25 protein-coding genes are annotated in these 25584 nt (G+C 63.8%); 5 read left to right on the top strand and 20 right to left on the bottom strand.

What is annotated here, in order from left to right; all coding sequences use genetic code 11:
• Positions 1-3 precede the first annotated feature (3 nt).
• Complete coding sequence (locus F9B98_RS11680; RefSeq protein ID WP_150957555.1) at positions 4-2955, top strand: UPF0182 family protein; 2952 nt, start codon at positions 4-6, stop codon at positions 2953-2955.
• 258 nt (positions 2956-3213) lie between these two features.
• Here F9B98_RS11680 and F9B98_RS11675 read toward each other — a convergent pair whose 3' ends face one another.
• The 7 genes from F9B98_RS11675 to idi are packed head-to-tail and all read right to left on the bottom strand — an operon-like array spanning position 3214 to position 8840.
• Positions 3214-4107, bottom strand: coding sequence for a prenyltransferase (locus F9B98_RS11675; RefSeq protein WP_150957552.1), 894 nt, complete (start codon positions 4105-4107; stop codon positions 3214-3216).
• Positions 4104-4418, bottom strand: coding sequence for a lycopene cyclase domain-containing protein (locus F9B98_RS11670; RefSeq protein WP_150957551.1), 315 nt, complete (start codon positions 4416-4418; stop codon positions 4104-4106). Before F9B98_RS11670 ends, F9B98_RS11675 begins: the two co-directional genes overlap by 4 nt.
• On the bottom strand, positions 4415-4789 hold the full coding sequence (locus tag F9B98_RS11665; protein WP_150957548.1) for a lycopene cyclase domain-containing protein: 375 nt from the start codon (positions 4787-4789) through the stop codon (positions 4415-4417). Before F9B98_RS11665 ends, F9B98_RS11670 begins: the two co-directional genes overlap by 4 nt.
• 1 nt (position 4790) lies before the next feature.
• On the bottom strand, positions 4791-6347 hold the full coding sequence (crtI, locus tag F9B98_RS11660; RefSeq protein WP_150957546.1) for a phytoene desaturase family protein: 1557 nt from the start codon (positions 6345-6347) through the stop codon (positions 4791-4793).
• Positions 6344-7213 (bottom strand): phytoene/squalene synthase family protein, encoded by an 870-nt coding sequence (locus tag F9B98_RS11655; RefSeq protein ID WP_150957544.1) that lies wholly within the window; start codon positions 7211-7213, stop codon positions 6344-6346. The genes crtI and F9B98_RS11655 overlap by 4 nt, the downstream gene beginning before the upstream one ends.
• On the bottom strand, positions 7210-8292 hold the full coding sequence (locus tag F9B98_RS11650; protein ID WP_150957542.1) for a polyprenyl synthetase family protein: 1083 nt from the start codon (positions 8290-8292) through the stop codon (positions 7210-7212). Before F9B98_RS11650 ends, F9B98_RS11655 begins: the two co-directional genes overlap by 4 nt.
• Complete coding sequence (gene idi / locus F9B98_RS11645; RefSeq protein ID WP_150957541.1) at positions 8289-8840, bottom strand: isopentenyl-diphosphate Delta-isomerase; 552 nt, start codon at positions 8838-8840, stop codon at positions 8289-8291. The genes F9B98_RS11650 and idi overlap by 4 nt, the downstream gene beginning before the upstream one ends.
• Before the next feature lie 111 nt (positions 8841-8951).
• Here idi and F9B98_RS11640 point away from each other — a divergent pair, with 111 nt between their 5' ends.
• Complete coding sequence (locus F9B98_RS11640) at positions 8952-9383, top strand: MarR family winged helix-turn-helix transcriptional regulator (protein WP_318527708.1); 432 nt, start codon at positions 8952-8954, stop codon at positions 9381-9383.
• 27 nt (positions 9384-9410) lie between these two features.
• Here the strand turns inward: F9B98_RS11640 and F9B98_RS11635 are convergent, their stop codons facing one another.
• From F9B98_RS11635 to F9B98_RS11625, 3 genes are read right to left on the bottom strand one after another with little or no spacing between them, the layout of a single operon-like run.
• Positions 9411-10052: a formylglycine-generating enzyme family protein gene (locus F9B98_RS11635; RefSeq protein WP_191966799.1), complete on the bottom strand. Its 642-nt coding sequence runs from the start codon at positions 10050-10052 to the stop codon at positions 9411-9413.
• Entirely contained in the window at positions 10049-10969 is a 921-nt protein-coding gene (locus F9B98_RS11630) for an SMP-30/gluconolactonase/LRE family protein (RefSeq protein WP_150957539.1), read from the bottom strand. Before F9B98_RS11630 ends, F9B98_RS11635 begins: the two co-directional genes overlap by 4 nt.
• A 49-nt stretch (positions 10970-11018) precedes the next feature.
• Positions 11019-11507, bottom strand: coding sequence for a hypothetical protein (locus F9B98_RS11625; RefSeq protein WP_150957537.1), 489 nt, complete (start codon positions 11505-11507; stop codon positions 11019-11021).
• A gap of 112 nt (positions 11508-11619) precedes the next feature.
• On the opposite strand from F9B98_RS11625, the gene F9B98_RS11620 reads away from it, so the two are divergent.
• Positions 11620-11820, top strand: coding sequence for a hypothetical protein (locus F9B98_RS11620; protein WP_150957534.1), 201 nt, complete (start codon positions 11620-11622; stop codon positions 11818-11820).
• Positions 11821-11909: 89 nt separating this feature from the next.
• Here F9B98_RS11620 and F9B98_RS11615 read toward each other — a convergent pair whose 3' ends face one another.
• From F9B98_RS11615 to F9B98_RS11600, 4 genes are all read right to left on the bottom strand, one after another.
• A complete protein-coding gene (locus tag F9B98_RS11615) occupies positions 11910-12485 on the bottom strand; it encodes an LPXTG cell wall anchor domain-containing protein (protein ID WP_150957533.1) in 576 nt (191 codons plus the stop codon).
• A 219-nt stretch (positions 12486-12704) separates the two neighbouring features.
• Positions 12705-14171 (bottom strand): DUF4012 domain-containing protein, encoded by a 1467-nt coding sequence (locus F9B98_RS11610; RefSeq protein WP_225310314.1) that lies wholly within the window; start codon positions 14169-14171, stop codon positions 12705-12707.
• A 411-nt stretch (positions 14172-14582) separates the two neighbouring features.
• Positions 14583-16100 (bottom strand): polysaccharide biosynthesis tyrosine autokinase, encoded by a 1518-nt coding sequence (locus F9B98_RS11605; RefSeq protein WP_150957529.1) that lies wholly within the window; start codon positions 16098-16100, stop codon positions 14583-14585.
• Positions 16101-16329: 229 nt separating this feature from the next.
• The gene (locus F9B98_RS11600; RefSeq protein WP_150957527.1) at positions 16330-16926 is read right to left on the bottom strand and encodes a low molecular weight phosphatase family protein; all 597 of its coding nucleotides are present in this window, start codon (positions 16924-16926) and stop codon (positions 16330-16332) included.
• Positions 16927-17038: 112 nt separating this feature from the next.
• Here F9B98_RS11600 and F9B98_RS16290 point away from each other — a divergent pair, with 112 nt between their 5' ends.
• Positions 17039-17794: a CPBP family intramembrane glutamic endopeptidase gene (locus tag F9B98_RS16290; RefSeq protein ID WP_412177041.1), complete on the top strand. Its 756-nt coding sequence runs from the start codon at positions 17039-17041 to the stop codon at positions 17792-17794.
• On the opposite strand, the gene F9B98_RS11590 is transcribed toward F9B98_RS16290, so the two are convergent.
• The 6 genes from F9B98_RS11590 to F9B98_RS11570 form a co-directional block, all read right to left on the bottom strand.
• Entirely contained in the window at positions 17763-18992 is a 1230-nt protein-coding gene (locus F9B98_RS11590) for an acyltransferase family protein (RefSeq protein ID WP_150957522.1), read from the bottom strand. The genes F9B98_RS16290 and F9B98_RS11590 overlap by 32 nt on opposite strands.
• On the bottom strand, positions 18989-20191 hold the full coding sequence (gene wzy, locus F9B98_RS11585; protein ID WP_412177037.1) for an O-antigen polysaccharide polymerase Wzy: 1203 nt from the start codon (positions 20189-20191) through the stop codon (positions 18989-18991). Before wzy ends, F9B98_RS11590 begins: the two co-directional genes overlap by 4 nt.
• 325 nt (positions 20192-20516) lie before the next feature.
• Positions 20517-21698, bottom strand: coding sequence for a lipopolysaccharide biosynthesis protein (locus tag F9B98_RS15955; RefSeq protein ID WP_191966786.1), 1182 nt, complete (start codon positions 21696-21698; stop codon positions 20517-20519).
• 10 nt (positions 21699-21708) lie between these two features.
• Entirely contained in the window at positions 21709-22851 is a 1143-nt protein-coding gene (locus tag F9B98_RS11580; RefSeq protein ID WP_150957518.1) for a glycosyltransferase, read from the bottom strand.
• The gene (locus F9B98_RS11575; protein ID WP_150957516.1) at positions 22841-23674 is read right to left on the bottom strand and encodes a glycosyltransferase family 2 protein; all 834 of its coding nucleotides are present in this window, start codon (positions 23672-23674) and stop codon (positions 22841-22843) included. The genes F9B98_RS11580 and F9B98_RS11575 overlap by 11 nt, the downstream gene beginning before the upstream one ends.
• Entirely contained in the window at positions 23671-24234 is a 564-nt protein-coding gene (locus F9B98_RS11570) for an acetyltransferase (RefSeq protein WP_150957514.1), read from the bottom strand. Before F9B98_RS11570 ends, F9B98_RS11575 begins: the two co-directional genes overlap by 4 nt.
• A 54-nt stretch (positions 24235-24288) precedes the next feature.
• Here F9B98_RS11570 and F9B98_RS11565 point away from each other — a divergent pair, with 54 nt between their 5' ends.
• Positions 24289-25563 carry a glycosyltransferase gene (locus tag F9B98_RS11565; protein WP_150957511.1) on the top strand — a complete coding sequence of 425 codons (1275 nt, stop codon included), beginning with the start codon at positions 24289-24291 and terminating at the stop codon, positions 25561-25563.
• Positions 25564-25584: the final 21 nt, after the last annotated feature.

Genomic DNA, 25584 nt, shown 5'->3' with positions numbered 1-25584 from the left:
CGGGTGACCACGACCTCGGCGCCGAACCAGGCCACGCCCCCTAACCGCTCTCGACGGATCATCTCGATCACTCTGGCGGTGATCGCAGCGCTCGTCGTGGCGTTCTTCGTCTTCGCGAACCTGTACGCCGATTGGCTGTGGTTCGACCAGCTGGGCTTCACCACTGTGTTGACCACCCAGTGGATCGCCCGCAGCGTGATGTTCGTCGTCGGCTTCCTCGCGATGGCCGTGCCCGTGTGGGGCGTCATCCAGCTCGCCTACCGCCTTCGCCCGGTGTACGCGCGTCTGAGCTCGCAGCTCGACCGCTATCAAGAGGTCGTCGAGCCGCTCCGCCGCCTGGCGATGTGGGGCATCCCGATCTTCTTCGGCTTCTTCGCCGGTTTCGCCGCGTCCGCCCAGTGGGAGACCACGTGGCTGTGGATCAACGGCGTCTCCACCTCCACCACCGACCCCCAGTTCGGTCTCGACACCGGTTTCTATCTGTTCGGGATGCCGTTCTACGCAGCCGTCCTCGGGTTCGCGTCGGCGGTGGTTCTGGTGTGCCTCCTGCTCACCGGTGTGGTCTCGTACCTCTACGGCTCGGTCCGGGTGGGCCAGCGCGAACTGCGCATCTCGAAGGCCGCCCGCATCCAGCTCGCGATCCTCGCCGGCATCTACCTGCTGCTGCAGGGCGCGAGCCTGTGGCTCGATCGCTTCCGCACGCTCGTCGAGCCGTCGGAACGCATCACGGGCCCTGGCTACGTCGGCGCCAACGCCGTCATCCCCGGCCAGACGATCCTCGCGATCGCGGCCATCATCGTCGCCCTGGCATTCTTCGTCACGGCGTTCATCGGCCGCTGGCGCTACCCCCTGATCGGTACCGCGCTGCTCGTCGTCTCGGCGATCGTCGTGGGCGCTGCCATCCCGTGGGCGGTCAACACCTTCCAGGTGCGCCCGAACGAGCTCGCTCTCGAGAGCCAGTACTACCAGCGCAACCTCGACGGGACGAAGGCCGCGTACGGCCTCGACAACATCGAGAAAGAGAACTTCCAGGCCACCACGACCGCGCAGGCGGGTCAGCTGCGCAACGACGCCGAGTCCACCGCGCAGCTGCGCATCATGGACCCCGCGATCATCGGCCCGACGGTCCGCCAGCTCGAGCAGTACCGCGCGTACTACCAGTTCAAGACCCCGCTCGACGTCGACCGCTACACGATCAACGGGCAGACGCAAGACACCGTGGTGTCGCTGCGCGAGCTCAACATGGGCCAGCTCGGCGACGCGGCCTCGTGGCAGAACACGACCCTCGTCTACACGCACGGCTACGGCATGGTCGCGGCCGCCGGTAACGAGCGCACCGCCGACGGCGACCCGGTCTTCCTCGAGCAGGCGATCCCGGGCACGGGCTTCCTCACCGATCTGAAGTACGAGCCGCGCGTGTACTTCGGCGAGAGTTCGCCGCAGTACTCGATCGTCGGCGCGCCCGAGGGCACCGATCCGATCGAGCTCGACTACCCGCTCGGCGCTGACGGCGGCACCGAGACCCGCACGACCTTCACCGGCAACGGCGGACCCAGCGTCGGCAACGTGTTCAACCGTCTCATCTACGCGCTGAAGTTCCAGTCGGAGCAGATCCTCTTCTCCGACAGCGTCAACGCCGACTCGCAGATCCTCTACGACCGCAACCCCAAGGACCGCGTGCAGAAGGTCGCGCCGTACCTGACGCTCGACAGCGACCCGTACCCCACGGTCGTCGACGGTCGCATCAAGTGGGTCATCGACGGCTACACCACGAGCGCGAACTACCCGTACTCTTCGGGTGTCTCGCTCTCGCGTGCGATCGCCGACTCGAACAACCCCGCCCCGACCTACGCGCTGGATGACATCAACTACATCCGCAACTCGGTCAAGGCCACCGTCGACGCCTACGACGGTTCGGTGACGCTCTACGCGTGGGACGACCAGGACCCGCTGCTCCAGACGTGGCAGAACATCTACCCCTCGACGATCAAGCCGTGGTCCGAGATGTCGGCCGACCTCATGAGCCACGTGCGGTACCCCACCGACCTGATGAAGGTGCAGCGCTCGATGCTCGGCGTGTACCACGTCGACGACGCGACGTCGTTCTACCGCCAGGACAACCGGTGGACCACGCCGAACGACCCGCAGGACCCGGCGACCTTCCAGCCGCCGTACTACCTGACGATGAAGATGCCGAGTCAGCAGGACCCGACGTACTCCATGTTCACGAGCTTCATCCCGGCATCCCAGGGTGGTCAGGCGAGAAACGTGCTCACGGGCTACCTCGCCGTCGACTCCGACGCGGGTAATCAGCAGGGCGTGAAACGCGACGACTACGGCAAGCTGCGAATGCTCGTGATCGACTCGTCGACCACGGTCCCCGGCCCCGGCCAGGTGCAGAACACCTTCGACTCCGATACCAACGTGTCGTCGCAGATCAACATCCTGAAGCAGGGACAGTCGCAGGTGCTCAACGGCAACCTGCTGACCCTCCCGGTGGGCGGCGGTCTGCTGTACGTGCAGCCCGTGTACGTGCAGTCGTCGGGTGACACCAAGCTGCCGCAGTTGCGACGCGTGCTCGTGGCCTTCGGCAACAAGATCGCGTTCGAGAACACCCTCAGCGAGGCCTTGGACACCCTGTTCGGTGGCGACTCCGGAGCCAATACCGGCGACGAGACCGTCACCCCGACCGACCAGGGCGATGGCACGGGCGGCTCGTCGGGTGGCACCACGACGGTTCCGACCGGCGACTACGCCGCGGCGCTGCAGGAGGCGCGCGATGCGCTGAACGCCCGCCAGGCGGCGCTGACCAGTGGCGACCTGACCGCCTTCGCCACGCAGGATGCCCGCCTCACCGCGGCCGTCCAGCGTCTGCTCGACCTCGAGTCGAACGGCCAGGGCGGTACGGCGACCACCTCGCCCACCCCGGCCCCGTCCGAGACCCCCGCGGGCTGACCCCCGGGGCTCGACCCCACCGACGCCGGCGTCCCGCACCTCGCGGGGCGCCGGCGTCGTCGTTCACCGGCGCGGCGCCCCGGCACGCCGAAACGGCATCTCGCTGACGAGCCCGCGTCCGCCTGCAGCCCACTTGTCAGCGAGTTGAAGTCTCGCGACCCAAGGGGACCCGCAGCACGCCCGCGCCCCGATCGCCTCGGGCGCTCCGAGCGCCCGACCGAAGCGTGCCCCGCAGCCCCGGCCCCGACCCCCAGCGCCTTACGCGCTCAGGAACCACCACCAGATCAACAACATCGTCGTGCCGAAGCCGGCGATCTGGTTCAGCCACAAGAAGCGGTTCCAGCCGGCGGTGGCGCGGTCGGACTCGGCATCCGTCACGTTACGGTACGGCCAGCACACGACGAGGTACGGCACCACCAGCACCGCGGCCAGAGGCCCGGGCCACGCCGTGAACAGCATGGCGACCCCGGCCAGGGCGTAGCAGATCAGCGCGAAGCGCACGGTCCAGCGCGCACCCCGCGCGGTGGCGATCGACGAGATGTCGGCGGCGCGGTCGGCCTCGACGTCTTGCACGGCCCCGAAAGCGTGCGAGGCGATGCCCCACAGCGCGAAGGCCACCAGCACGAACACGAGCTGCGGCGTCCATACGGCTCCGGCCAGCACGAGCCCGTACACCGCGGGCGAGAAGAAGTGGATACTGCTCGTCATCGAGTCGGCGAACGGCCGCTCCTTCAGCCGCAGCGGCGGCGCGGAGTAGAACACGACGAAGAACAGGCTCACCGCCAGCACCAGCCACGACAGCGGCGACCCGATCACGACGAGGTACACCACGAACGGCAGGCACGACAGCGCCGAGGCCCACAGCGTGATCCTGTGCATCCGCTTGTCGAGCACCGCGCCGTGCGTGCCGCCCTTGCGGGGGTTGCGTAGGTCGGACTCGTAATCGAACACGTCGTTCACGCCGTACATCGCGAGGTTGTACGGAACGAGGAAGAACAGGATGCCGATGATCAACGGCGCATCGACCGTCCGCGTGGTCAGCAGATAGGCGGCGGCGAACGGGAACGCGGTGTTGATCCAGCTGACCGGTCGCGACGACACGAAGAGCTCCCGCAGCACGCGGCCGGGGGTGAGGGCGGCGGGGGCGGTCATGCGGTGTCCTTCGAGCGCAGGGGAGTGAGCAGTGTGTACAGCGCCGGCAGCAGGAACGCGGCGCACAGGGGGTAAGCGAAGTCCTCGATCGGCGCGAGGCCGAGCTTGAGCCCGCTCAGGTGCTCCTGAGGATACGAGAACAGATCGACGGCGATCATGAGGTTGTCGAAGACGAGGGTGAGACCCACCAGCACCAGGGCGGTGAGACCCGAGGATGCCATGCGCTCCCGGAACCGCGGACGCCGCAGCGTCGCGAACGTCACGGCGACGGTCACCACGACGAACGGCAGCACGATGAGCGGGTACGTCACGCGCCCCGCCCCTCGGAAGCGGCCGCGCCGGGATCAGCCCCGGCCAGACCCCGCCGCGCCCGCGCCGCAGCCCGCCGCTCGAACACCGCGAACATCACCACCGCCAGGTAGCTCAGGAACAGCAGGAAGAACACTTCCTCGAGCGGCAGGTGCGGCGCGAGCGTCACGCCGACGAACAGCGGGCTCTCGCCCTTCACGAACACGCCCGTCGCGATCCCCACGAGGTCCCACGCGAGGAAGAACACCGTCCCGCCCAGCACCGTCAGCGTGGTGCGCAGAGGTGCGACCCGCAACGCGAGCGCATACTTCCAATCGATCAGCATCATGCCGACCAGCGAGAAGAGGATCGCGCCCAGGTAGATCCCGGGCATGTCAGACCGCCGCGCGCGCGGGCTCCGACAGGGGTCCGGCGGTGGTGTCGCCGGTCAGGCGCTTGACGACGAGCTCGGCCGAGATGAGGCACATCGGCAGCCCGATGCCCGGCAGCACCGACGTGCCCGCGTAGTAGAGGTTCGAGACCTTGCGCGAGCGGTTCTTCGGGCGGAAGATCGCGCTCTGGTTCAGCGTGTGCGCGAGCCCGAGCGAGTTGCCGTGCCACGCGTGCAGGTCTTCCTTGAAGTCCTCGGGCGCGATCGTCTTGCGCACGACGATCCGGTCGGCAAGATCCGGGATGCCGGTCCACTCGCCGATCTGAGCGATGACACGGTCCGCGGCCTTCTCGATGCGCTCGTCGCCGGCACCCGAGACGCCGCCGCGCCCGCTGTCGGGGTCGGCGGGCACGGGGACGAGCACGAACAGGTTCTCGTGCCCCTCGGGTGCGACGGAGTCGTCCGAGGCGCTGGGCCGGCAGATGTAGATCGACGCGGGGTCGGGAATGCGCTTATTCTCGCCGAAGATCGCGTCGAAGTTCGTGTGCCAGTCGTCGGTGAAGAGCAGGGTGTGGTGGGTGAGCTGCGGCAGCTCGCCCTTCACGCCGAGCAGCAGCAGCAGGGCGCCGGGGCTCGGCACCTTGTCCTTCCACCACTTCTCGGGGTACTGGCGGTCCTTCTCTTCGAGCAGCTCGTTCTCGGTGTGGTGCAGGTCGGCGCCCGAGACCACGGCATCCGCGGCAATCACTCGACCGTCGGCGAGACGCACGCCGCGGGCTGTCCCCGACTCGGTGATGATCGCCTCGACCGGGGTCGACGTTTCGATCGTCACGCCGCGCTCGCGCGCGAGCTTCTCGATGGCCGTGATGATCTCGGTCATGCCGCCCTTGGGGTACAGCACGCCGTCGCCCAGGTCGAGGTGGCTCATGAGGTGGTACAGGCTCGGCACCTCGAAGGGCGACCCGCCGAGGAACACCGCGGGGTAGGCGAGGATCTGCTGCAGACGCGTGTTCGTGAAGTCGGTGGTCACGCGCTTCCACAGCGTGCGCGTGAGCAGTGGGATGAGCGTGGGCAGGCGCTTCACGAGCGCAGGGTCGCGCAGGCCCTTGGTCGAGGAGTACGGGTCGTAGAGGAACTTCGACGTCGACAGCTCGTACGCGTCCTTCGCCGAGTCGAGGTACGCCTCGAGGTTCGGCCCCGAGCCCGGCTCGTGCTCCTCGAACAGCGCCCGCACGGCCTCGCGGCCGGAGACGATGTCGATCGGCTCGCCCTTGCCCGGAGGGCCGTACACGCGGTACGCCGGGTCGAGGCGCACGAGGTCGAGCTGCTCGTCGGCGCTCGTTCCGAGCAGGCGGAAGAAGTGGTCGAACACCTCGGGCATGAGGTACCAGCTGGGGCCGGTGTCGAAGCGGAAGCCGTCCTTCTCCCACGAGCCCGCGCGGCCACCGAGGGCGTCGCGCGCCTCGAAGAGGTGGACGTCGTGTCCCCGGTCGGCGAGCAGGGCGGCGGTTCCGAGACCGGCGATCCCGCCTCCGACGACGACGATGCGCTGGGCGCTCATGAGCGTGAACCTTTCGGGGGGCGACCAAGCAGGGCGCGGGCGGCGAGGGTGGCTTTGACACCGTCGGGAACGCGGACGCGGGGTGCGCCGGCGGGGGAGGAGCGGAGGCGCCGAGACAGTTCGGCGAACAGGTCGTGGGCGGTCTGGACCGCGGCGCGGCAGTCGGGTGGCAGGTGGGGGATGACGGATGCCGCGGCGGCGAGGTCGGCGTCGATCCGGTCGAGCACGGCGACACGTCGTTCGTCGTCGGCCGCGCCATCGAGGTAGTCACGGCCGAGGCGGTCGGCGTCGTCGGCGAGGTCGCGCAGGAAGTTGACGTCCTGGAACGCAGCCCCCAGGCGTCGCGCGCCGTCGACGAGGTCGGCCGCGGGGCGGGCAGGCGCCGACATCCCGGCGTTCAAGAACACCTGAAGGCACATGAGCCCGACCACCTCGGCCGAGCCGTAGACGTAGGCGTCGTGCGAGAGGTCGTCGTGCTCGGCGGTGTCGAGGTCGGTGCGCATCGACGCGAAGAACGGCGCGATCAGGTCGTCGCCGATACCGCACTCCCGCGCCGTCCGCGCGAAGGCGTGCACGACGAGGTTGGCGCTGAAGCCGGTGGCGATGGCATCCCGAACCTCGTTCTCGAGCCCGTCGAGCACGGCGCGCTCCCGCTCGGGAGTGAGCCCCGCGTCGTGGGCGGGTCCGTCGACGATCTCGTCGGCCACGCGCACGAGCGCGTAGATGTTGCGCACGTGCGGACGCGGGCGGGGCCCGAGCAGGCGCGCGGCGATGCCGAACGAGGTGGAGTAGCGGTTGATCACCGCGGCGGCGGCGTCATCCGCGGTCTGGGAGTACAGTTCGAGGCCCGTGGGCGCATGACTCACGGAATGCGCTCCTGCACGGCCTGGACGAGGTCACGGAGCATGGCCTTGCACGGTCCCGACAGGGTCGACGAGTCGACGATGTCGAGGGTCTCTTCGAGGGTGTCGAAGATGAGGCACTCGAGGTCGGCGCGGGCTCCCGACTGCGCGAGGGCCTCCTGGGCCGCCCGCACCGCGATCGGACCGGTGTGCGCCTGGGCGAGGGCCTCGCTGACCTCGGGCCAGCTGGGCGACTGGCGCGCGAGCGAGATGAGGTGCGTCTTCTTCGCCTCGCGCAGATCGCAGCCCTCTTCTTTGCCCGACATCTCGGCCGTGCCGAAGGCGCCGATCAGGTCGTCGACGAGCTGGTAGGCCAGGCCGAGTCGCTGCCCGAACCGCTCGAGGGCGTACAGCGACGCCGTCGACGCGCCTGCCATGAGAGCCCCGGCTTGCAGCGGCGCCGAGAACGAGTACGCAGCAGTCTTGTCGCGCGTGGTGCGCAGCACGGCGTCGGCGTCGATCTCGCCCGCCGAGACGGCGTGCTCCACGTCCGAGAGCTCGCCCATCGCCGAGATGAGCACGGCGTCGTCGAGGATCTCGAGCAGGGGCCGACGCATGTCGTCGGGGAGTAGCGCGAGAGAGATCATGCGCCCGGCCTCGTGCAGCAGCAGGTCGCCGGCGAGGATCGCGGCCGCGTCTCCGAGGGCGGCTGAGCCCTTGGCATCCGCCCCCTTCCGCTCTCCCCGCGCACGGAACTCGCCGCCCACGTTGGGCAGGCCGCGGCGTTCGGTGTCGTTGTCGATCACGTCGTCGTGGATGACGAAGGCGGTGTGCAGCAGTTCGAACGCCGCCGCCACCTGGTACACGCCGATGCGGTTGGGGTCGTCGCTGAAGTCGGTGCTGCCGCGCATGATCTCGAAGGTCGAGACCACGATGAGCGGCCGGAAGCGCTTGCCGCCCTCGGTCGCGCGACGAATGGCGGATGCCAGGAACCGGGCGCCGTCGCCGAGGTTGGTGGCGCGACGCTGGAGGCGTGAGAGAGCGCCGTCGAGCTCGCGCTCGATGCCGATGCGCGAGACGGGGGCGGATTCGAGGTTGATCATGAGGCCCGCCTCACGGGTTGAGGGGTCTGGAAGAGGTGGAGCTGCTGCGCCTGCAGCACGAGCCAGGGGCTGAAGGCCCAGGGCGTCGCCTCGAGCGAGGCGGCGAGTTCGAGGGGGTCGACCCAGCGGTACTCGGCGACCTCGTCGGGGTTGGGTTCGGGGTCGGCGTCGGCGCGGGCGACGTAGACGGGGCAGATCTCGTGCTCGACGATGCCGCTGGCATCCACGGCGCGGTAGCGGAAGTTCGGCAGGGCCAGCTCGAGGTCGCGCACGGCCAGGCCCACCTCGAACGCGGCGCGGCGGTGCACGGCCGACAGCACGGGCTCGGCGGGGCCAGGGTGTCCGCAGAACGAGTTCGTCCAGACGCCGGGCCACGTTTTCTTGTGCAGCGCGCGGCGCGTGACGAGCACCTCGCCCGCGGCGTTGACCACGTGACACGAAAAGGCCAGGTGCAGGGGGGTGTCGGTATCGTGAACGGTGGCCTTCGGGGCCGTGCCGGTCTCGTTACCGAAGTCGTCCAGGAGGACGACATATTCGGTCTCGCTCATCGTGCCTCCCGTTTGCTAGTTTAGCTAGCGATGTAGGCTTGACTATACCGACGCCGAAAGGGGGTGTCCACCGTGACGAAAGCCGTGTCGGCCTCTGGTACAAGGCCTGCCGTGACCCACACCCTACGCGCCGTTCAGACCCTCAGCGACGCCCTCGATCGTATGCATTCGGGGATGAAGGGCGAGATGGACATGAACGCCAGCGACCTCGCGACGCTGCGCATGCTCACCATCCGCGAGTACCGGGGTCAGATGGTCAGCCCGCACGACGTGGCGACCCACCTGCGCATCTCGACCGCGTCGACCACCAAGCTCATCGACCGCCTCGTCGCCTCGGGCCATCTCGAACGCTTGCCGCACCCCTCCGACGGGCGGGCGCGCGTCGTCGTGCTCACCGACAAGTCGCGGCGCGAGTTCTTCCGGCATTTCGGCGTTCACCTGGGCGCGATGCGAGGCGTGGCCGAGCAGTTCGACGACCGCGATCTCGACACGATCGTCGCCTTCATGGACTCGCTCACCGAGTCCATCACCACCGAGGACTGACGCGCCGCCCACGCCCCGCGCCCCGCGTCACCCCCGCGCCACCCGCACCCCGACGTCGTCGAACGCGTCGCGCTGACCGCCCCCGCGCCGCGCCGTCGCGCGCACCTGGGTCGGCGCATCCGACCACCCGCCGCCGCGGAACGCCCGCGCGTCGTTTTCACCCGTCGGGTCGTATAAATCAGCACACCACTCCCAGACGTTGCCGAGGGTGTCGAACAGTCCGTGAAGGTTCGGCATCCGTCCTCCGACCTCCGTCGGGCCGCTCAGGCCGTCGGCGGCCGTCCAGGCGACCTCGCGCACGGGTCCGTACGACGACGAGGTGGAGCCGGCGCGGCAGGCGTACTCCCACTCGTCTTCGGTGGGCAGGCGGAAGCCGTCGGAGTCCACGTCGCGCGTGACGACCTCGCCGTCGAACGAGTAGACGGGGTCGAGGCCCTCCCACTCGCTCAGCGCATTGCAGAGGCGAATCGCCCGCAGCCAGCTCAGCTGCGTCGCCGGGCGCCGCGGATGACGGGACGGGATGCCGAGCAGCTCGGCGAGCTGCTCCTCGGTGATCGGGTACACGCCGATCTCGAACGCGTCGACGACGATCTCGCGCCGCTCGAGGCCCCGCAGATCCCCGCGCAGCACCCGACCCGCCGGGATCCGCGCCATCTCCACGTCGGTCACGAGAGTTCGACCATCCACAGGTCGCTGTCACCGGTGATGAACAGGCGCTTCTCGTCGGCGTCGAAGGTGCAGTTGCTCACCACGTGCGGGGTGGGGATCACGCCCAGGCGGGCGCCCGTCTCGTCGACGATGACCACTCCCGCCTCGCTCGAGATCCAGAGCCAGTCGCGGCTGTCGACGACGAAACCGTCCGGGATGCCGGCATCCACCGTCGCGAAGGTCCGCGGCGCCCCGAGGGCCCGGCCGTCCCACGCGCACGCGACGACGCGGGGGAGCGCCTCGGCGTTCGACTCGGCGACGTACAGCGTCTTCTCGTCGCGGCTGAAGGCGAGGCCGTTGGGCTGGTCGAGGTCGATCATGCGCTCGAGCCCGTCGCCGTCGCGCCAGCGGTAGACGCTCTGGTGGGGGAGGGCGGGGTCGGCTGGGTACCCCTCGCGCGGATCCGAGATGCCGTACGTGGGGTCGGTGAACCAGATCCAGCCGTCGGATGCCACGACCAGGTCGTTCGGCGAGTTCAGCGGCTCACCCTCGAAGGCGTCCACAACCAGTTCGGTGCCGTTCTCGTCGGTGCGGCTGATGCCACGGCGCCCGTGCTCGGCCTGCACGAGGCGGCCCTCGGCATCCATCGCGTTCCCGTTGGCGAAGTTCGACCGGTCGCGCACCGTGACGATGCTGCCGTCTTCGCGCCAGGCGAGGGTGCGGCGGCCGATGACGTCGCTGAACACCAGGGAGCGCTCTTCGGGCCACCAGACAGGCCCCTCGGCCCACGTGGCGTCGGCGTAGAGCGAGAGCAGGCGCGAGGTGCGCGGCAGGACCGCTGCGAGGCGCTCGTCCCAGACGCGCGGGGGTGCGACGTCGACCGGCTCGGGGGAGCGGGGAGGCTGCAGAATCTGACCGTCGAGGGGAATGCGGGGCATGCCCACAGTCAATCCCGCGCGCGGCCCGGGACGAGCCGGGTTGACGCGCTCACCCGAAGGGGTGGGGCGTCGGCGCACCGGGAGTCGTCGCGAACTGGATGAGCACCTGCAGGCACGGCTCATCGCCCACGGTGCCCGAGAGGTGACCCTGGTTGCCGTCGACCTCGGCGGTCTCGAGGTCTTGCCCGAAGTGGATGTCACCGGGACCCATCTCGACGCGCGAGCCGTCCTGCGTCTCGAGGAACCAGCGCCCCCGCAGCGGAATCACCCACTGAGGATGAGGCGACGGATGCCATTGCCCCACCCACCCGACCGGAAGCGCCGCGAACATCACGGCCGTCACCTCACCCGGGAACGGCCGCATCCACTGCGGGTCGGCCCCGCCGCCCACGCTCTGCAGCCCGAAGTTGCGCATCACCGACTCGTCGAGCCGGCTCTTGCCGTCGAGCCCCGTCCACATGTGCACGAAGGGCAGCGTCGGCGGGGTGTCGGCGTCGCGCCCGTCATTGTCGAGCGGGGCGGTGGTGGTGGTCTGCATGCGTCGAGTCAACCGGCGCGGAAGGTGGGGGAGCGGAGGGTTGACGGGGGCGTTCAGCCGCTCCGAGCGCACTTCATCAAGTAATCACATGCTGCCGCCGTAGCTTTGAAACATGCTGACGAACGCCTGGACCAGCCGGGTTACCCAGGTACTGCTTTGGACCTTGGTGGTGACTCTGGGCGTGCTTGGATTCTGGGCCATTCGTCACGACGGGAATGTTGGGGTCGCCTTCATGATCGCGGCGCTCGTGCTCGCAGCGCCAGCCGCCAAGTTGTCAGAGGCCAGCGCTGCGGCGGATCCCGCGATGCGATGAATCAGAAGTAACGGATGCGCCTGTCCAGTCAACGACGAGGGGACGCCGCTGACCGAAGTCAACGGCGTCCCCTCGGAACGCATGTTGCGTCAGGCTTTACGGTTGCGACGAACCGTAGTGGCCACGGCGATCGTGCCACCTGCGAGAGCAAGGGCGCCGCCGCCGACCCACAGGCCGAGCATCGAGCTGGCGTCCATGCCCGTCGCGGGCAGGTTGTTGCTGCCGTTGGCTGAGCCACCGGTCGACCCGCTACCGCCACCGATCGGCGTGGAGCCGCCGGTGCCAGCGTCGCTACCGGCGCGGGGCCCGGTGACTGCGAGTGTGTACGATCCGGACGGGTTCTCGGGCAGGGTCACGTTGAAGGCCACCGCGCCGCTGGCGTCCGTCTTCTTCGTGGCGCTTGTCGAAGTGACGGGGAGGTTGGCGGTGGCGAGGCTACCGGGCCCGATGCCCCGGCCGGCCAGCTGGGCGGTGACGTCGGCATTAGCCTCGAAGCCCGGAACTGCGACCGGCCCGCTTTCCGTAATTTCGATGACCACCGTGCTGGGGTTATTGGCGGCGTATGTAGGCGCCTGCGTGGCGGCCTGAGCCGCAACGGGGGCTGCGACGAGCAGCGCACCGGCGAGCGCGGAGGCTGCCGCTGCCTTCTTGAGGTTGAGCTTCATGATTGCCTGCTTTCGAATCCGGGCTACCGGTGCATTTGTGGTCCGCGTTCGTGCTATCCCGTTGAGACGCAAGGGGAGGACAACAGTACAGCGGTGGGTGAGTTCTGAGAGCCTTCTGAGTATTGCCTAGGTGCGGACCGGATGGCAAATTAAGCAGGTTTCCGGAACGTAAATTTTGCGCTCGCGTGGCCACCGCTAGTAAGGGGACAACAAAGCGGCTCACTCGAGCGTGGCGACGGTCACGTCTCGGCAAGTTGCACGGACGGTCGGACTCAGCGCTGCATCCGCCGTAGGCGTGACAATCGCTTCAGCTTCTGACGCCTCAGAGACGCCGCGAACGACCAACGTAAGGGTGGCGGACGACCCGGGCATCAAGACGAAACCGTAGGTGAGCACCTCGTGGCCCCCGATGGAACCAGCGACGAAAGACGTTCCGTCTGACGTTGTGGATGAGACGAGCTCGTAACCCGACGGCAGGTAAACGTTAGGAACGACAGACGCGTTCCCAGGAGGAATGCCGTATGCGCCGTTGCCGGTGATGTAAGGCGGAAGGGTTTTCTCGGCATCCCTCGGCGCCGTATTTGTGAGGGTCACCGTGAGGGTGAGGGTTCGCGAGTTGGGGAGGGCGCCGACCTGGCATTGTCCCCAGGCGAGTTGGACATCGGGTTTCACGTAGTAACTCATCTTCGAGCCGGTGCCATCATTGAAATAGACGCCGAAGCGCGCCGTCTCGGCATCGGTCGTCGGCAACTCCCCTGCAAGAGCGGTGCCGCTGATCTGAGCCTGCTCGTCAGCTTCGGCTGACCACATGAGGACACGCCGCTCATCGACACCCCGGGCGAGCGCCGTCAGCATGCTCGCTGTCGATCCCCGACCGTCCAACAGCGCTTGGAAGACTGCTCCTGTGGCGGCGGCAAAGAGCGCATCCTGCTCGGTTGGGCTCTCGTACTTTTTGTACACCTCATTCAGCAGGAGCGGCACCGCATTGTCTGATGTCAGCGTATCTCCGCCTGGCAACGGTACGGGGCCGGTCGCCTTGAGCAGGTAAGACAGCACCACCGGGTCGACCGCGATAACACCGTCGACCAGGGTGCCCGTCTGCTTTTGGTACATTGCTTGAGCGATGGGCCCATCGATTGTAAAGTCGGGTATCTGAGTCAGATTGTGAAAATACCACGCTGGTTGACTCTGATAAACGTCTTCAATCTCGGTTGGGAGTTGTGTGATTGGGGCAGTCAGTCCGCGCGACAATTGCGTCGCGGACTGTGTTTCGCCGAGAGTGATGTGGCCCTGATCGGTTCGTAGGAGGATTGCAGTTCCGGAAATTCCGCCAAGCGAGCGCCACTCTGCGTTATTCTGCACGAGAAGCAAGTAGGACCGCGATCCCGACTGTCCTAACATCGCCGGTAGAAGTCGAGTCGCTCGCGATAGAGCGTCTAGTGCATTCGACGTGGATGTTAAAAGCGCGTCCGCGCGCGCCACGGCATTCTCCACTTCCCCGAGTAACGGGTCGCGATCCATTTGCTTGAACGGGGTGACTGCGGAAGCGGCCGCCGCGGCCGCTGAGTCAACGGGACCTTCGAGGAATGCCAGGGCGGTAGGGTCGATGCGCCCGCCAAGCGGCTTCAAGGCTTGGATCGAAGCACTCTGTGCAGCGCCAACGAGGGGGACCAGACTCTCGCTCATGAGCGTGTTCGACGAGGCGGCAACGGTGCTGAAGGCTTTCAGTTGCGGTCCCAGCCACGGGGATTGCTCCGCCAGACCCCAGAGAGGGTCCGAGGTCAGGTCGTGTGCCGCCTCCGTGCTCTCAGCGAGGCGGCTTGCAATCCGAGCGGCTTCGGACGGATCTGTCACCAACGTCGAAGTGAGCTGATCCGCGTCTGCTTGCACTTGCTCAAGGTGCCCGTACGCAATGATGCCTCGCACCCCAATCCATGTCATAACGCTGAAGAGCAGTGCTAGGAACGCGAATGTTATCAACGCCGTAACACGCCCAGCAGTCCGCAGTTGCGTTGGGAGGCTTTGCGACATCAAACTACATTCTCGATGGAGGAAAAGCGGTTAGGTGCGGAATGGCGAAGAACAAATTAGCCGTGATCAGCCGTCGCGCTGCGCCTCTCGGCTCTCCTTGCGCGAAGAGAGACCAAGTTCATCGAAAGCCTCGTCGGCCGGTGGGGCCTCCTGACGGGATGAAACGCTGGGGGTGTCGGCCGGCTTCGGGCCCCTCCCCTTCGGCGTAGAAGCGGCTTCCCGATAGCCGTAGCCGTAGCCGTAGCCGTAGCCATACGCGGAATAATACGAATCCGGGCCGCGCACGGGAACCATCGACATCACGAAGCCTGCAAGCTTTGCCCCTACAGCATTGAGAGCATCAGTTGCGCCAGTGAGTTGATGTTTTGTGGTGCGCCCCGCTGAGACCACCATCAGTGCACCGCTTGCAACTCGTGCCAAGACGGCCGCGTCGGTAACCGGCAATAGAGGGGGTGCGTCGCATAGAACGACATCGAAGTCTTTCTCGAGCATGCTCAGCAGCGTGGCCATCTGCGCTGAGCCGAGAAGTTCACTTGGGTTCGGCGGGATCTTGCCGGCAGGCAGCACGTATAGGCTACGTCCTCCCCAAGGGAGCATGACCTCGTTGACCTTCGCTCGTCCGATCAATACGTCGGTCAGGCCGGCGCCACCCTCGATGCTCAGATACTCCGCAACTTTCGGCTTCCGGAGGTCAGTGTCCAAGAGAGCTACACGTTTGCCCGCATCAGCTAGAGCGATCGCGAGGTTGATGGTTGTGGTCGATTTGCCTTCGCTCGGGATTGAACTCGTAATCACGAAGCTTGCTCGGCCACCCATGTCGAGAAACTGGAGATTGGTTCGTAGAGCTCGAAACGACTCTGCCCGCGGGCTCAGAGGATCGGCATGGACAATGAGCGGACGCTCTTTTGCTTTCGCGTCGAAGGCGATTGCGCCAATTCCCGGGGCGTCGGTGATCGCCTCAGCCTCTCGCGGTGTCCGAACGCGGTTGTCTAGGCTGGTGCGCAGGACGGCGACCAGGATGGCAAGTCCGAGCCCGACGAAAAGCCCGAGGGCGACGTTCAGGGCGACATTCGGACTGGATGGGGTGTCGGCGGCCTGCGCCTGACTCACCAAACTGAGGCGCACCGGGCTAGATCCATCGCTCCCCTCCGGCTCCAACTGAGGCACTGAAGCAGAAAGGCTCGCGGCCACAGCGTTGGCGATGTCTGCTGCGAGCTGAGGCTGAGGATTCGACACCGTGATTGAAATGAGCGTCGAGTTTGGAGCGGCGGTTGCTTTGACATGGTCAGCGAGAGCCCCGGCAGAGGTGTTCAGGCCGAGACTGTTCACCACAGGATCGAGCACGATAGGGGTGGAGACTAGACCGACGTACGTATTGATGCGAGCCTGCGTAAAGCTTGATCCTTGCTGGAGCTCGGCCGCCGTACTTCCGGCCTGCGTTGAAACGAAGATGGTGCTCGACGACTCGTAGATTGGCGTTCGCGTCACCGTGTAGGCGACCATTGCGACGATGCCCAGGACGGTCAGGAGAACCATGACGATCCAGTTCTTGCGAAGGATGCGGATGTAGTCGCTAAGCTCCATGGTGCCTTTCGAGGACGCACTCGCGGCCGGGATCCGTGCCGAAGATTTCGGGCTAAGTCTGACACAGGCGGCGCGGAATGCTGATCCTGAAACGCTGCGGCCGCGCACCGTACCGACCGCGCAGCAGGAGCAAACCCGCGCATAACCAAGCAGAGAGACTGCGCAACTTCGTGAATGGGGTCACGCGAAACCTCCAGCCTGTGCGCGATCGGTGCCTTCGGATTTCGAGCTAGACCGAGCTTGAGACGACGCGCAGAATACGTTCGACCACCAAGAGAGACGGCGCTAGCTGTCGTGCGGACCGCGCGTACGTGGAGATTGACCGCCCATAAGGATCCAAGACGTCGTCTGCATCTGGATCCGCTGGAGGGAGGAGCAGGCCGCGCTGACTGGCAACCGCACTTACGACGTGCTCAAGACGCGCGTGAATGTCATGAGGTGCGTCTGCGAGCCGGAGTGGATCCATGTCGGACAAGGACGCAGCGAGACGGTCGAACTCTCGAATCGTGAAGCAGTTGCGCACGCGAGATGGATCCATCTCGACGACGGCACGGCGATGCTCGCGCGACATCGCCAGAACGAGGTCCGCGTCCGCGAGATGCTCTGGCCGCAACCTGCGAGACCGATGGGCAGACGCCGCGCCTCGGTCCACTCCGAACTGTTCGGCAAGCATGACGGTCTCAACGGTCACTGGAGCCCCGTCACGGGCTCGCGTCCCGGCGCTCTCGACGGTGACAGGCAGGGCGGAGAGGCGGTCGCGTAGGACGAGCGCAGCGAGGGGGGACCGGCAGATATTCCCCGTACATACTGTCAGGATTTTCAGCAATGACTCTCTCCGTAACGGCGTGGCCGGGCAGTCCTTTGCCGACGAGGGGTAGTTTAGCGAAGTGCCGATTACCGACAGGGACGATGGCCCCGTATTTCCATGGGCAGGAAAAATGTCGAGCTACGAGATTGCGAGCGCTGGCGACGACCGGAAAGGCAGGAGGGTGCGTCGCCGTGACTGGAGGCTCGGGGGCAGAGCAGTTCGCCGCTGGGATGGCCGTGTCGTGGGTATCGCACTGACGTCCTGCGGATTGTCGATCGTTGTGGCCGGTCAGACAGCAGCCGTAGGAGCGGATTGGTCGGAAGGTGGTGCTCAGTTAGCGATCTGGGCGGGATTATTTGTCCCTCTTTTGTACGCGCTCTGGCTGGCGCGACCGGCTGGACTATTCCGATTCCGCCCTATTGACCTGATGTGGGGAATCGCATTCGGCTCTCTTCTCCGTATTTTTCAGGGAGTCTTGTCTGGTGCCAACGCGACGGCCTTCCCCTCCTTCCCGAGCATGTCGCCAACCCTGCCCATAACGGCTTGGGTAGAAGCGGGCCGAGCAGGGGGCCTAATCGCCCCGGTATTCGAGGAGTTATTCTTTCGCGGAATCATTCTCGTGGGGGTATACGAGGTGTGCAGGCGAAGCCTGGGCAAACTCCGAGCGGGACTCGTTTCGGGGGCGCTGTCGACCGCGCTATTCGTGCTGCTGCACGTGATCCTTTCGCCGGTGGACCTTGCGGGGTTCCTAGCCCTCACTGTCGTGTCTTTTGTATGTTCAGGGGCGGTGCTTCTCACGGGTCGTATCTGGACAGCTGTCGCTATTCACCTCACGTACAACGCTATCTATATATTCATTTCGGTTCTAGGTTCCGTGCTGGCGTAGTTCCGCGGCCTTTCGCCGAACGGCTTGCTTCCACTGATCTCAGAGTGAAGAAACTGGAGCCCTGCGCACGGGTACCGGTGAACATCCATCGCAACGTGGCGATGCGGTTCACAACCTCGTATATTCCAATGCTCAGGAGCAATACGCACACCAGTGTAATGGACCATTTCAGCCAGGGGTCGATCTCGAGGTTTTTTAGAATGCACGCCGAAAGTATGATCAAAGGCTGATGAACGAGGTAGACCACAAGTGACGAGTCGACAAATGTTCTCGTTGACCGGTGGGGCCGATCCAGGTATCGCGCAGCGACGCGGATGCATAGCAGGGCCACAGTGAGTCCGCCAGCAACCCAAAGCATCGCCGTTAGGGCCAAGGCAACGTTACTTTCGACACCGAGCACGATCTTCAGGAAGATCACGCCGGCAGTAGCTGCGAAAGCCACAGCGCAAAGCGTCCACTTAGATATGCGACGCACCCCGCTCAGACGGCTGCCGTCACCGGTACCCAGCAGGCACCCGAGCGCGAAAGCGGGGGCGAAAATGACGAAATTGCGCGAAAGAAGGCCGGCGAAAAGGGTATCGGCGTCGCAAACCTGCCATAAGGCTAGCCCAGCCACAACCGAACCGCCCGCCACACCCACTGCGCACAGGGTTATCAACGTGGGATACCGATTGAAACAGTTGAAACAGACGCGATTGAGTCGGGCCAGTCTCGAGCGACCGACGAGGCGATAGAGCAGCGCGAGAAGCGCACAATAGATAAGTAATTCCAACAAGAACCAAAGATGCATGGTCCACCAGCTGGACGGTGGGAAGACTTTCTCGAGGAAGAAATCTACAGCGCCAGTGTCGGACTCGGTTCGATAGTATCCAGCAGCAAACCACTGCACTGGACTCAGTAGTAGAGTCCCAAATACCAGCGGGATACCTAGTCGGACGGATCGTCGGCGCAGCCATGTTATCTCGCCGATACGACTCAGGATAAGCGTGGAGAAGAAACCTGCAACTACGAAGAAGGTGGGCATTCGCCAGACGTGCAAGAACTCAGCGAAAGCAGCCAAGCTGGGCGTGGAACTCGACGCTGTGACGACCCAATTTTCGCCGGAGAACGCCAATCCCGCATGAAACGGAATGCCGAGTAGCATCAATATCGCTCGCATGCTATCGAGGTATGCGATACGAGATGACTTCGCGCTCACTGCGGACTTCCCGGAAACTTAGTCATCATGCGGTTTCTGAAAGCAAGATTCAGTATGGCGACAAAAACTAGAATAACTATCAATCTAGCCGAGGCTTGCAGCAGCGGGCCTCTCAAAATGATGAAGAGATAGCCAGCGAGGAGCGCAGTGCCAACATGCGTGCCAACCTGAGCACCTAAAGGGTTTCGAAGACCCGCGGCGTACGTGCTGTCGAGCCTGGAGCCAATCAAACCCAGCACAAGCAAGAAGACGACTACACCGATCCAGCCGAAGTTCATCCAACCTTCTGTCCAGAGCGGGGAGGAGAGATTGGTGTTCCTCATCGAAAGCCATTCGCCCAATACGACTCCGCTATCGAGCGGCTTGTCGGGCCAGATTGACCGCGGCACCCAAAAGAGAAGTACGCCGAGGAGTTGACGCCCAACCGAGAACCCCACGTCGCTCGTAAATGAAATAGAATTATTGATCATCGTAAACTGGTCATAATCCTTCACGGCTATGGTCTCCCAGATGGACCCATAGGAAATGGCATCTTGGGGATTAGCGTACCTAGTCACGTCGGAAACCGGGAACACCACGATCGCAGCAATAATGCCTGCGACAATCGCGATGTCTTGGCCAACTTTCGATCGCGCTGCTGTGAAGAACGCGCCAAGCAGCACAGCGAGAAACCAATACCTGGGGTTGGATATGGGGTTATTTACAAGGATGTTCACTGCGAGAAGGCCCCACATCAAGAGCCCATCAGGGATTCGAAATCTCATGCGCTTATGGCGCCAAAGAAAAACATAGGTTAGCAGCGCAAAGAGGGGGCCAACCTTCGCCAAGGACGCCACTACCGCTCGCGTCGACTCGCCGCCATCGCTGGAGAACGATTCTGCTGTCGCGATGCCCAGATCCTGCCGCGAGCTGAAGAAGGACGCAGGTCCGCCAGCTGAGGCGACATAGTACGCCGCAATGATCAGGCTGGCGATGGAAACCGCCCTGAGAATTCGGGTTCCCTCACTCATCGCGATACCAGCCTCGACGTTGTTCTCAGCAATCTTGGCATCCGAGGCCGGCGTCTTGCGTCGACGGTGGGCAACGTACCCCAGGTCGAACGAAAAGCAACCAACCAAGATGATAGCTGACGACATGATCGGATTGATGCCGACGGAGTAATACTGTTCGCGATCTAGTAAGTACTGGGCGAGCGGCACCACGCCCATTGTTATGTATACGAACGTATAAAACACGGACACAAAAGGTCTTCGTTCAGCCGACCAGAAGATCACTGCGAGACGCAGAGCCGCGTACATCAGAGGTGCTAGTCGCAGAAGAAGTTGGCCACCGTCGGTAGCGGCGGGCAATGTCGCCAGCGCCGTGGACGGTAGGACGAGCATGAGTCCGAGACCTAGACACACGCTGATGGCACGACGCTTGTAATCCTGATTACGGGGACTCTGTGGCCTGCTCCGGGGGATCCCGGTACTCTGGCCGGGACCTGCTTGGGCGTCGAACGCCTCGCGTCGCATGGAGGTCATATCATCCTGTCCTGAACCGGAAGAGTCGCGTAAGGAAAGTGATCCATCTAACCAGGGAAGCGATGCACAGACCGACGGCAGCCCCAACCACTCCGCCGGCAACTGACCCGACGGCGACAGAACCCAACAACATGACTGCCAGGGCCAAGCTCGCGATGACGACGAACCGCTCATCGTCGAGTCCCTGAAGCGCGCCGGTCATGGGCGACGCGGCTCCGAGGAAAAGGATTGCGTAAAGTGACAACGCAAGCGTCGACCCCGTGTCTGCGTATGTCTCCCCGAGCACGAAGCGTACGATCTCTGTACCGAACAACGCGACCGGGCCGCACAAAGCTGCGAGCACAGCAGTGGCGAGAAGCAGCCGTTTTGCAATCAATCGCGCGAACGAAGGTGAGTTTCTAGCGGCGTGAGGCAACATCACTGTGCCGATAGCACCGGGGATTATCAGAGCTGGTTGAGCAAGCCTAGTAACGGCAGCATACTTAGCCGCGGCCTCGCTACCGGCGAAGAACGCCACTATGCCTGCGTCAAGCAGTCTGCTTTGTCCGGCCAGGAAGGTCCACATGTAGTGTGAGCTTGGGCGTAACACATCGATTGAGCGGGCGCCTTTGATTCCGGTGGGGATCGTCCGGCGGGCGTAAATCGAGCCTACTGCCTGAGCGAATGCCCCGCCTGCCACATAAGACGCGGCGTACGCAAGTGGAGCATCCCAACCGACAGCGACAGCAATCCAGAGTCCGCTCAAGTTGATCAGTCGTCGACCGATGATGGAAATGCTCGGTATGTATGTATTACCGTCAGCTATGGCGACACCGAGCAAAGTGTCAGCGTTCTTCTCAAGGAAGAAACCCGCTGCGAGTAATATAGCTACCAGTGACAGGCCGCCCGGAGTAAAAAGACCTGCGGCGGCGGCGAATACTAACCCGAGCGAAGACGTGGAGAGCAGATTAGCACGTAGGGCCGTTCTGACTGCGCTGGTATCCCCTCGAGCTTGAGCTTTCGATATGAACCCGGCCAGGCCCAAATCCGCTATTGCGCAAACGAATACAGCAATGCCGCTGATTACTGAAACTATCGCGAATTCGGTCGTGCTTGAGTTGCGCGCCAGAAGAATGAGAGCCGTCGCCTGGGCAGCTCCTGACAGACCTCGAGTTGTGATCAGGCTGAGGACTTGCTTCCTCATTCGCTCACCTTCACGCGCCCTGCCTCACGATAGTCACCCAGCGTTCAGCGACGGTCGACCAGGCGAACTGGCGACGCGCCTCCGACCCGACAATGGTGCGGGTGTCTGAACGATAATTGTCGATTACTGTCCGAATACCGTCCGCAAAATCGCGTGGAGACAGCGAGTTGAGCTTCATCGCGCTTCGACTGCTCAGCATTTCTGCTGCCGCCACTTTCGTGGAGGCAACCACGAACAAGCCGTGCATAGCGGCCTCGGCCACGCCGATGCCAAAGTTCTCATCTTCGCTTGGCAGCAGGAATATGTCGCTGCTCGATAGCAACTCTTCCTTTTCCGCGCCGGTGACGAGGCCGGACATACGCACGTCTCGCGTGAGATCCAATTCATCGATATATCGTTCGATCTGAGAAATGTTCAGTTCAGTGCCAGATCCGGCAACGGTTAATGTCACCCGCACCCCGTCGTCGAGAAGCATTCGCGTTGCCCGTAGAGCAACATCAATACGCTTTTTGGGTGCAATGCGTGACATCGTCAATAGTCGAACTGGGTCAGAAAGCGGCAGATCAAGGATCTGTTTCCTGGGCTCAGCGCTTCCTACGCCCGCGTAATGAACGGCATTGCCGATTTTATCTTCGATGAGCTCCTGGCGCTCGATCTCTGAACCGGTAACAAATGCGGCGATGAGCTTGTTCATCCACCATCCAGCGAGAACATGGAATGCCGCCTTCTTTGATCGTTTGCGAAGTCTTTCATATCGCGTCAGAGCACCGTGTGGCATCAGAAAAACGCGGCGTCGGTGCCATCGTGACAGCAGAATTATCGGAGGGATCCATGAGAGAAAGTAGCCGTGGATGATCACCGCATCACTACTCAAAAGTGCGCTGCGAAGATCCTGGAGCTTCGCGAAAGGCCCGCCGTGGACCTTCAGCCCGCGAGGCGGCACTGGCGGCATGGCGCCGCCGGCATCTGAGTGGGTCTTCGCGACGCTGTCCTGGCTGCTGCCGTTGATCCAGAGAAGGGCGGCTTGAATACCGGGCAGGCGGTTCAGGGCGAGATTAAGTTCAAAGGCATTTCGAGCTGGACCGCCGTCATCATGATCCAGCGTATTGACGATTTGCAGAATTCGCAGTTCGCGGGAGGACTTATTGAGCATTTCTTAGAAGTTCCCTCGTCTTCACGCCAATCTGCCAGTAGTACGAGGACAACGCGACGGCGTAGTCCAAGCCTGCTCGGCCGTCGAGAAACCCGCCTCTCGCTACAAATGCATAGAGGAAAAACGCCAGGGGCTTGAACGGTACTGCGTCGAAAATTCGTCCTTTCCGCGTTCGTTTGCTGGCGATATCCTTTTTTAGGGTTCTGTCCAGTGCAAGATGGGCCTCCCAGTCGGAATACCGGTTGTGTCGAGCGAACCAACTGCTTACAGGATCTCTGTCGTCGTGGATCAACCGGCTACGCAACTGCCCGATGGGGGCCGACGAAACTGGCTGGTAGTGTCCTTCGACTTCGCGTATGCCGGGGGCGTCTAGATCGGCCACTTCGGGGAACCGGGTGCGATGCCTGTGCACGAGCGACCGTTTCGTCACAACGTGACCGTGGCGTAGCAATTTCCCGCCAAATCTGTAGAGCAGATGGATGTCGAATGCGCCTTCTCGTCGAGTGAGAAGCGTTCGCTCGAGTAGGTACAATTCCTGCTTCAAGGCTTCAGTTGGATATTCGTCGGCGTCCAAAAGGAGCACCCACTCGTTGCTGACTCCTGCATTATCTAGGGCCCACTGCTTTTTCTTTGGGTAGGCCCCATTCCAGCGGAAGGAGACTACGCGCGCTCCGAACGATTCCGCGATCTCGCATGTGCGGTCACTGCTATGCGAGTCGACGACAATTAGTTCCTCGAAGTTGTCCAACTCGCTCAGTGTTTGGGCGATGGTGGCTTCTTCGTCTTTCGTAAGGATAACAACAGAAATCTTGCTAATCTTCATTCTTCAACCTTGAATCGCGGACCAATGAGTTCGGCCGGGTTCCCCCCCCAAATTTCGCCCGCTCCGATTTGCCCCGAAACGACGGAGAGGGGCTTGATGAGCGCCGAGCGCTGAACGTGGCTGCCGCCGAGTATTAGGCATCGAGTCGTGACCCATGCACCGTCATCAATTTGCACCGGCCGTGTGATGAGGGCCATGTCCTTACGATGAGCATGACTTCCTGTTGTGATGAAAGTCTCCTGGGAAACCACGACGTCTCGGCCGAGGACGACGTGATCCTGGTTGTGGATCCAAACGCCCTCCCCGATCCACGAGCGGTCGCCGACACGGAGCTTCCAGGGAAACTTGACTCGGGTGCGAGGTCGGAAGATGACGCCCCGTCCTATCTCCGCTCCGAATGCGCGCAATACGCGGATGCGCAGTCCCGAGCTGATCTGCCATGCGTTCGTTACGAACAACAGTTCGCAGACCGCCCAAAGGTATACCTTCCATTTCGGTTGGTCCCATGCAGCGCGTTCGCCGGGCGCCTTAGACAGATCGATCACCGGGATGTCGCTCACGGCGTCCCCTTCTTGTAACTGTGACGAAATGGTGGTCGTTGTAGGGTTCGAACCGTGTCGCAACCCTCAAGAACGCTCGTCTTCGGGCTGAACTACCCCCCGGAGACTACGGGAATCTCGCCCTACACCGGTGCCATGGCTGTTGGACTCGCGCGTCGCGATCAAGCGGTTCGAGCAATCGTGGCGCACCCTCATTATCCGGATTGGAAGATCTCACCAGGTTACGGTCAGTGGTCGAGCCGCGAAAACATCGACGGCGTCGTTGTCGACCGCGTACGACACTTTGTACCCCGCCAGCCGACGCCGCTACCGCGAGCATTGTCCGAGGTGACCTTCGGTTTGCGGCAGGTGTTCGCGCGATGGGGGCGACCTACCTCGATCATTGCGGTGTCCCCTGCGTTGTTGTCCTCCGCTCTCGTGCGCCTGCGGGCGCTGGCGACGCATCGCCGAACGCCATTTGTCGTCTGGGTCCAGGATCTATACGGCGTCGGAGTGGTCGAGACCAATCAGGGCCGTGGAGTGGCCGCGCGTGTGATCCGCTCGATCGAGAAGTGGCTGCTGATGTCAGCGTCCACGGTGGTCGTGATTCACGAACGCTTCGCCGATCGGGTACACGAGGATTTCAACGTCCCGCGCGAGCGCATACGAGTCGTGCGCAACTGGACGCATCTGCCGCCGCTGCCGTCGGCGGACGTTCGAGCAGTCCGAGAGTTGTACGGGTGGGCCGACGACGAGACTGTCGTCGTCCATACCGGCAACATGGGAGTCAAGCAGGGCTTGCATCACGTCGTCGAAGCCGGCCGTTTGGCGCATCGTCAGGGGTCCGCCGTACGTTTCGTGCTCGTGGGAAATGGGTCGCAACGCGACGATCTGCAGCAACGGATCGATGATGCACCTACAACAGCCGAGATCGTCCCGCCGCTCGATGATCGCTCTTTCGCCGACATTCTGCAGGCGGCCGACATTTTGCTTGTAAATGAGCTGCCGGGGGTGGCAGAAATGGCGGTGCCGAGCAAGCTCACGTCGTACTTCGCTTCTGGCAGACCTGTACTAGCCGCTACCGATGCGACAGGCATTACCGCGCAGGAGGTCCACGCCGCCAGCGCGGGCGTCACTGTCGAAGCGGGGGACCCAGCAGCGATTCTCAGCGGCGTTCACCGGCTGGCGAGGGACCCAGAAGCAGCCACGCGTCTTGGACAGAATGGCAGACGCTACAAAGAAACCGTTCTCGAGGAGACATTCGCGATCGATCAATTCGCTACGATTCTTTCGCTGCCCATCGATGGTGCTGGTGGCAGGCAGCATCCATCTCCGCCTTCGGCCTCGTAGCCGTCAATGAACAGGGGCAAC

This window comes from Microbacterium testaceum StLB037 (genome assembly GCF_008763945.1).
Taxonomy (GTDB): domain Bacteria; phylum Actinomycetota; class Actinomycetes; order Actinomycetales; family Microbacteriaceae; genus Microbacterium; species Microbacterium testaceum_G.
Note: the sequence above shows the minus strand (reverse complement) of the source record. Positions and strands in the feature narration are given on the sequence as shown.

Excerpts from the sequence above, each read along its gene's own strand:
- F9B98_RS11620 (WP_150957534.1), top strand. The coding sequence starts at position 11,620 with ATGCTGACGAACGCCTGGACCAGCCGGGTTACCCAGGTACTGCTTTGG.
- F9B98_RS11630 (WP_150957539.1), bottom strand. The coding sequence starts at position 10,969 with ATGCCCCGCATTCCCCTCGACGGTCAGATTCTGCAGCCTCCCCGCTCC.
- F9B98_RS11580 (WP_150957518.1), bottom strand. The coding sequence starts at position 22,851 with ATGCTCAATAAGTCCTCCCGCGAACTGCGAATTCTGCAAATCGTCAAT.
- F9B98_RS11575 (WP_150957516.1), bottom strand. The coding sequence starts at position 23,674 with ATGAAGATTAGCAAGATTTCTGTTGTTATCCTTACGAAAGACGAAGAA.
- F9B98_RS11650 (WP_150957542.1), bottom strand. The coding sequence starts at position 8,292 with ATGATCAACCTCGAATCCGCCCCCGTCTCGCGCATCGGCATCGAGCGC.
- F9B98_RS11610 (WP_225310314.1), bottom strand. The coding sequence starts at position 14,171 with ATGAGCGAGAGTCTGGTCCCCCTCGTTGGCGCTGCACAGAGTGCTTCG.
- crtI (WP_150957546.1), bottom strand. The coding sequence starts at position 6,347 with ATGAGCGCCCAGCGCATCGTCGTCGTCGGAGGCGGGATCGCCGGTCTC.
- F9B98_RS11615 (WP_150957533.1), bottom strand. The coding sequence starts at position 12,485 with ATGAAGCTCAACCTCAAGAAGGCAGCGGCAGCCTCCGCGCTCGCCGGT.
- F9B98_RS11625 (WP_150957537.1), bottom strand. The coding sequence starts at position 11,507 with ATGCAGACCACCACCACCGCCCCGCTCGACAATGACGGGCGCGACGCC.
- F9B98_RS11605 (WP_150957529.1), bottom strand. The coding sequence starts at position 16,100 with ATGGAGCTTAGCGACTACATCCGCATCCTTCGCAAGAACTGGATCGTC.
- F9B98_RS15955 (WP_191966786.1), bottom strand. The coding sequence starts at position 21,698 with ATGAGGAAGCAAGTCCTCAGCCTGATCACAACTCGAGGTCTGTCAGGA.
- F9B98_RS11665 (WP_150957548.1), bottom strand. The coding sequence starts at position 4,789 with ATGCCCGGGATCTACCTGGGCGCGATCCTCTTCTCGCTGGTCGGCATG.
- F9B98_RS11675 (WP_150957552.1), bottom strand. The coding sequence starts at position 4,107 with ATGACCGCCCCCGCCGCCCTCACCCCCGGCCGCGTGCTGCGGGAGCTC.
- F9B98_RS16290 (WP_412177041.1), top strand. The coding sequence starts at position 17,039 with ATGTCGAGCTACGAGATTGCGAGCGCTGGCGACGACCGGAAAGGCAGG.
- idi (WP_150957541.1), bottom strand. The coding sequence starts at position 8,840 with ATGAGCGAGACCGAATATGTCGTCCTCCTGGACGACTTCGGTAACGAG.